2 protein-coding genes and 2 pseudogenes are annotated in these 6298 nt (G+C 36.2%); 1 reads left to right on the forward strand and 3 read right to left on the reverse strand.

What is annotated here, in order from left to right; translation table 11 throughout:
• Positions 1 to 288: pseudogene (locus tag ACJWXQ_RS00305) on the forward strand (hypothetical protein); the annotation flags it as partial.
• Here ACJWXQ_RS00305 and ACJWXQ_RS00310 read toward each other — a convergent pair.
• From ACJWXQ_RS00310 to ACJWXQ_RS00320, 3 genes and pseudogenes are all read right to left on the reverse strand, one after another.
• Positions 255 to 377 (reverse strand): annotated as a pseudogene (locus ACJWXQ_RS00310) (selenium binding protein); the annotation flags it as partial. The pseudogenes ACJWXQ_RS00305 and ACJWXQ_RS00310 sit on opposite strands and share 34 nt — an antisense overlap.
• 319 nt (positions 378 to 696) lie before the next feature.
• Complete coding sequence (locus ACJWXQ_RS00315; protein WP_406671907.1) at positions 697 to 5226, reverse strand: NACHT domain-containing protein; 4530 nt, start codon at positions 5224 to 5226, stop codon at positions 697 to 699.
• Between the two features lie 98 nt (positions 5227 to 5324).
• Positions 5325 to 6251 carry a hypothetical protein gene (locus ACJWXQ_RS00320; protein WP_406671908.1) on the reverse strand — a complete coding sequence of 309 codons (927 nt, stop codon included), beginning with the start codon at positions 6249 to 6251 and terminating at the stop codon, positions 5325 to 5327.
• Positions 6252 to 6298: the final 47 nt, after the last annotated feature.

Genomic DNA, 6298 nt, shown 5'->3' on the forward strand with positions numbered 1-6298 from the left:
CTGGATGATCAAGCATTGAATTACAGAATTTCAGACCATGGAGCAATCGAATTGCTTCAGGGTATAACAAAATCTCAACATCAAAATTTGAGAATGTCCTTGCTAAGATCAGGGATGTATTTACTTAATCAAAAAGAAAGTATGTTGATTGATCGAATCATTAATTTGATAGTCGATGAAATTCATAATGAGGACATATTACCAGATCTAACATTCTCAGATATTATAACACAGCAACGTAGTCTAGGTGAGAAATCTATTCTCAAAATATTTTCGATAATAAATTGATTGTTGGAATTAAAAACACAAATGGCAGACCCAAGTAATTCTCTATATTTTTTTGAGGGTAATGCTTGGCGACTATATTCTTCGTACATAGTAATATTCTCTTGTTTAAGGTTAATTTTCTCTTTTCGTGGGTTGACTGCAGAAAACGGCCAAGAAATTTATATGCGAAATAAACCTACCTTTATTTACCAAAATGGAGCATAGATAAACTTTTTTTGCGTTTTAATGTGTGCTAATTTGGTAAATCTGCTAACTGGTTTTCCCGATTTATAACGGTGCGGTGTTTCTGCGGCCGGTCAATCAGGTCAAAAGTCGAGCAAGAAACCTGAGCCGGTCCGCAGGAAACACTGGTTATGCGATCTCCAATAAAAATAGAAATATAACTGCTGTAAGATATTTTTAAATTGTTCAATCTCTTGGCTCTTCCCTGTCAAACCATATTTTACCTACAGGACTATCATCTACAATTTTGTACAAACCGCTATAGACCAAGCGACCAAAAAATTGACTAGCTCCAGAAGAAAACATCATTTTTTCACCGCCAATCAACCAGACAATTTCCATATCATTGTCTTCAAGCCATTTCTGCAATATTTCAGTTCGCATTAAAGCATATGAAGGGCCATAATCTTGTAGACTTGGATCATAAAAAGCGTGTTGACCTTCAGATTCCCATACGCCCCATTGACCAGAAGGACGGGATAATTGCATATCCTGAATTAACTCTTTTGATGGCATGTGAAAATAGAGAGAGCTATTGAGAGAATAATCGCTTCCGCTATCCTCCCATTCATATTTAGCAAAAGGAATAAGGTGCTCAACTACAATCTGATCTCTGAAAATCTCGTCCGGCTTTTTCCACCCGGAAATATGGCGATATACTGTGTGCCAAGGATATTCGCCTAAAAAGCCCTGGTGTTGCGTTGATGGAGCACTTACTACATGAGGATCGATAAGTGGTTTTGAACCTACTCCATTTGCTAACAAATCGTAATTTCCCTTACGTATTATAATTGAATTAATCCTGAACCATCCATCAAGATAGGGGCTATCAGATTCATCATCCGAATATTTCCTGTTTTCAGACCAATGACCGTGTAGAACAAACCAATTGGAATTATCAACTGGCATCTTCCTTTTAAGCAAATCTGAAAAAATTGGTAGAATATTTTCATCCCATAAGAAGTTTTTTTTAGCAGTTAAATCATTCTCAATTGGAAATGGAAAAGTATAAGGCTGCCACCAAGTACTTTGTTTGTTGTGAAAAGTTTTGTATTCACCACATTGCCTCGCCCAAATTGTTGGATCTATATCTCGCATATGGATTTGCCAAGGTCCTTCATACACATCATCATCGGGTATATCGCTATACCCTCGATTAATCCAATGATAGTTATCAGAGAGTCTAGCCAGAAACTCATGGAAGGCCATCCATTGATATTTTTTTCCAACACGTTCCATTGCACCACCTCTCGGGCCACCACTCCTGCCGTGGGAGCACATTCTTTCAAAATCAGCAAATAATTCCTTTTTCCACCCAAAGTCATGGGCACGTTTACATACCCATCTTTGGGCCCATTTTCTGCTAAACTCTGCCGGCCTATCATTACTAACCCCTGAAAGCCAACGAAAATACTCTTTCTGTTCCTCAGTAAGTTGGGCCTTTACTCTATCTTTGAATGCCTCTTCTTTTTTTCTTTTGTTTTCGAAGCTTTGTCTGTATTCATCTGAGTTATAATCAGTAATTTCAAAGTGTTTTAATAGCTCTTCTGGAGAAATTTTATTGTCTTTGATTTTTAAAGCATTAATTTGCTTTAAATACTCATTCTGAACACCACCTGATAAAAATTCGGTGGCAAATCGTTCTTTTAACTGAATGCCATTTTCAATTTTGGAAGCATATATAGGAGTTGAAGACCAATTATGAACACAACCCATAGTATATCTTCCAAAGTCACCTAAAAACCCCATGAGAGAGCTTTTTATTGCTGATGAAAACTCATCACCATCTAATTCTTCTATTTCTTGAATGGAAGGGTTTTGGAGTTCAGGATCACTTTTATATGGCGGCCTGAATTTTTCAAGGTTCGCTTCTGATGGAGCCACTCCTAAATGCAAAGCATATTCCAATATTCCACGTGCATAATCCCTAAGCAAGATATGTGGTATTGGATTTTCATCCTTAAATATCAATGAATATGTTATGTCCGCAATTTCTCTAACATAATTCTCATCATTAATATTGCAAACAACACCATATGCAACAGCATAAAGTCTTTCAGTTAGATATGTGTCATTTATTTTTGAAAAATCACACAATAAACCTTTAACAAGTCTTGGATAAAAAGATAGAATTCGGACTAAGGATTTAGTCGATCGATCTCTAACTCTTCTATTTGGGGTAGTTAAAAACCATAGAAGTGTAATTGCACATAGCCTAATTCTTTCCGCTTCAACGGTTTCCAATTCACCTGAATACGACCATTCGATTATTGCTCTAACAATTGATTCATACTCGTTTTCTTCCTCTGAACTGTCGCCGTATGCTATATGTGTTGACCAGAAATGGTCTCTATCTGCAATTTCTTTTCCGACGAGATTTTTATGAAGCATTTCCGCATTCCATGGATGGTTTGGCTCCGTAGAAAGCTTTAGCAATATATTTAGTGCTGGATGGCTATAAAAGTGACCTTCTAAATTATTAAGTATTTCCAAGGTCCTGTCTGAAAAGGAATTTGGGCTTCTCCATAGAACAGAATTTTGAAAAGTTTGATCTAACTGCCATTTTTCGACTTCGATATCATCAGGAAGAAGATCTTCTAGCTCTCTATTGAATCGTTCAGGTATAATGATTGCCAATGCTTCAAAAATACCGGCATTAGAATAATAACCATTGTCTTTAAGTAACCTACTTATTGTGCCTTTTCCTGAAAAGGCTACTTCAATATTTTCTATTTTGTCCACTAAATCTTGGGCAATAAAATAATCGCTAAATCGCTCATATGTGAACCTAATGATTAGGTTTCCACGGCCTTCAGCTTTATAAGATACATCCTCAGAAATAATTCCCTCATCAAGTAAAATATCGAAAAGACTGTCATCAATATTTGGGTTTGGATCGTAATTATTAACTAAAATTCTCACTTCTTTCTTTGGTATCCCCTCAAGATTATCAGGCATTAGCTTTGAAGCTATATCGATCAGCGTTGATTTAATAATGTTCTCTTGTGGATTGAATCTTTTCTTTCTTGCTATAATTTTTTCAATGCTCCCGACATAAAAATCAAATAATGAGGTGATAGAATTTAGACCCTTTGGAAAAGAGCTCTGTCCATTTTGCCTAAGTGCTCTACAGCATGTTTTCAAAAAAAGTGGATTAGTGAATTCAGGAGCCAAAATCGGGACACTTGGCTTGGATATACCTTGTCGAGAAAGAAATTTTTCTGCCGCTCTGTGCTCATGTCCGCGAAAGCCAAAGTGCTCTATTCGTGGCAGGTGTTTTTCATCTGCGCTTTCAGGAAGGATATAGTTAAGGTATGTACTACGGCAACTAAATATTATGGCAATATTTTGAAATTCTGATAAATCAGATAAGAACCCCATTATTTGATGGCGCCATTCATCCCTGAAATTCCCCTCATTTATAGCATCAATAACAATCAGTGCTCTTGCGCCTGAAGCTTCACCAGCTGCATCTATAGCCCCAAGAACCTGGGAGTTTCTGTAACTATGTAAATCCAGCGCTTCTTTTATAAAATTAACTGGGTTACCACCATGATACTGAGCACCTAAAAGAAATAAAGTTGGTAAATTTTCCTTGATTCTCTGTAAGCTCAAATCACAAAGAAGATGTGACTTCCCTATTCCAGCCTCCCCATGTAGGAGAACAGATTTTGTCTGAGATAGAACTGTCATTCTTTGTTTCAAAAAGGATGTTACCTCGTCAATTACAGCAGATAGTTTATATAGAATACTTCTGGAATTTCCTTTTCTTTCAGTCCAGTCAATCTTATCATGCAACTCTTGGTGAATTTTTGAATATATAGTGGAAAGATGCTCTAAGTTGGAGCTTATGTCTGACAATCGATTATTAAAATCTCTATGCATAATTCCATTGTCAAAATCATTAATAACTCTATGAAGCTGTTCGTTCAAGCCATTTAATCTTTCATTTTCTAATAATGAGCTCTGAGATTCTTTCTCCTTCCTTAAAAAGGACACTACTTCCAAGCCAGCTTCTTTTAGATCCGATTTCTTTTCTTTGAGAAGATCCCACCATGAGGAGTTTAAGCACAAACCATCGAAACTTCTTGCTATTGGTAGCTCAACGTGAAATTCAGGGGTATACCTATCCCCAAGACTATCCTGTGATCTTTTTGCTATTTTTCTAAATATTTTTGAACCTAAAAATGGCTCATTAAACCAATACAAAGCTTTACCATAGTAAAGCGGGTCGTCAATCATAAGGAGTGCAGAAATCTCATGCTTTCCCCAGTAAACAAACTCTATTTCTCGGTCTATTGCCAGGGCTTGTTTTTTCCATTTTTTAACGTGATCCAACCACTCATCTTCAACAGAAACTACTTGATTTCCACCCCTTCCTTTCTTCCTGCTATCTGCTTTGTCTATAGGTAGACAGACAACGTATTGTCTTAAATTGGGGTGTTTCTCTAAAGCCTTTGAAAAAGATTCATCAATTTGTTGCCAACGAGAAGTATTAAGTCCATCGGGAAAGTACTTAGCTTGCCAGCCTATCTCAGAGTTATCATCAAGAACCCAATAACACTCAACACCGGCATCTCCTCCAGCACCTTCTTTCTTAACAAATCGTTTCCCATTTTCTGGCCGCTGTAGGTGGGCAAGCTGGCAAATCAGCTCTTCAAATCCTGAGTTTTTACTTCCATTATGTGTTCTTATTTTTGAAAAGTTTACTTCCATATATAATTCTTGCTTAATGCGATTTTTCGAAATCGAATAATCCCGGAAGAATCTAACTTCATTCGTCAAGTAGATTTATTCGCATAACGGTTTGGCTATTATATTTCTTCATCAAAATTAGGAATTAAATGTTTGTAGTTTTTTTGTTTACCCCCTAAATGTTCTAATAACTTTTTTCCAGCTTCTTCACACTGATTTCTATTTTGATATCGATGAATAATAGTCGCTACTAAATCAGCCATTCTCACTTCCCAGTTGTTCATGGAGTCTACAAATTGAGTCCGTTCTCTAAAAACCTTTTTAATATTTAAGCCACCATCAACTTCGTCGAATACTTTGTAAATAGGATGATCTTCTTTTTTCCATGAAACAAGAACAGGGATAGGCTCTTTCTTAGTGAACCTCTTCCAATACTGGCGTAACAATTCACCCCACAATAATTTCACATTATCAGCTCTTATAAAATCCTTATCTACTTTAAACTGTAAATCCCTAATATTTGAAATATCATCATCTAATTCATAGCTGAGTTGCGCCCATCCTAAAACGCGATTCAGTGACATTCCAAGTAGCTCTTCTAAACACAAAATTTTCAACATTATTTGATAATTTCTGTTTTTATACCAAGCAAGAATTTTCTCATAACCCCTTGCCCAACTTTCATGATTGTTCTCACGAGCCTTTTTTATAACATCTTCAATCGATTTTATCTCATACTTTTTTCTTTTCTCCATTAAATCTTCTGAGGTCTCTGATGGTTTGACTCTTACGACTGAGTAAAGTACAGAAGGCTTTACCTCTAGCACTTCGTTTGAAAAGCTTATTAAATGCTCATCAGGAAGATTATTACCTTTAATTTCTCCATTCTGTTTATACTTATTTGGAATAGAGCCTTCCCAAATATTGAATTGACTCTCTTTGATTTTATATTTGTCCTTATTTTGATCTATGTGAACTGCAACAAAGTAATTGAACTCTTCCGAGCCAGGATCAAAACCACCTGTTTCATCTATTGCAGTAATCATATCTGTCTAAAGTGTCTTTGAGTAATTAGAAGCATAACGGTGCGGCA

The organism is Natronospira sp. (genome assembly GCF_007134575.1).
Taxonomy (GTDB): Bacteria; Pseudomonadota; Gammaproteobacteria; order Natronospirales; family Natronospiraceae; genus Natronospira; species Natronospira elongata.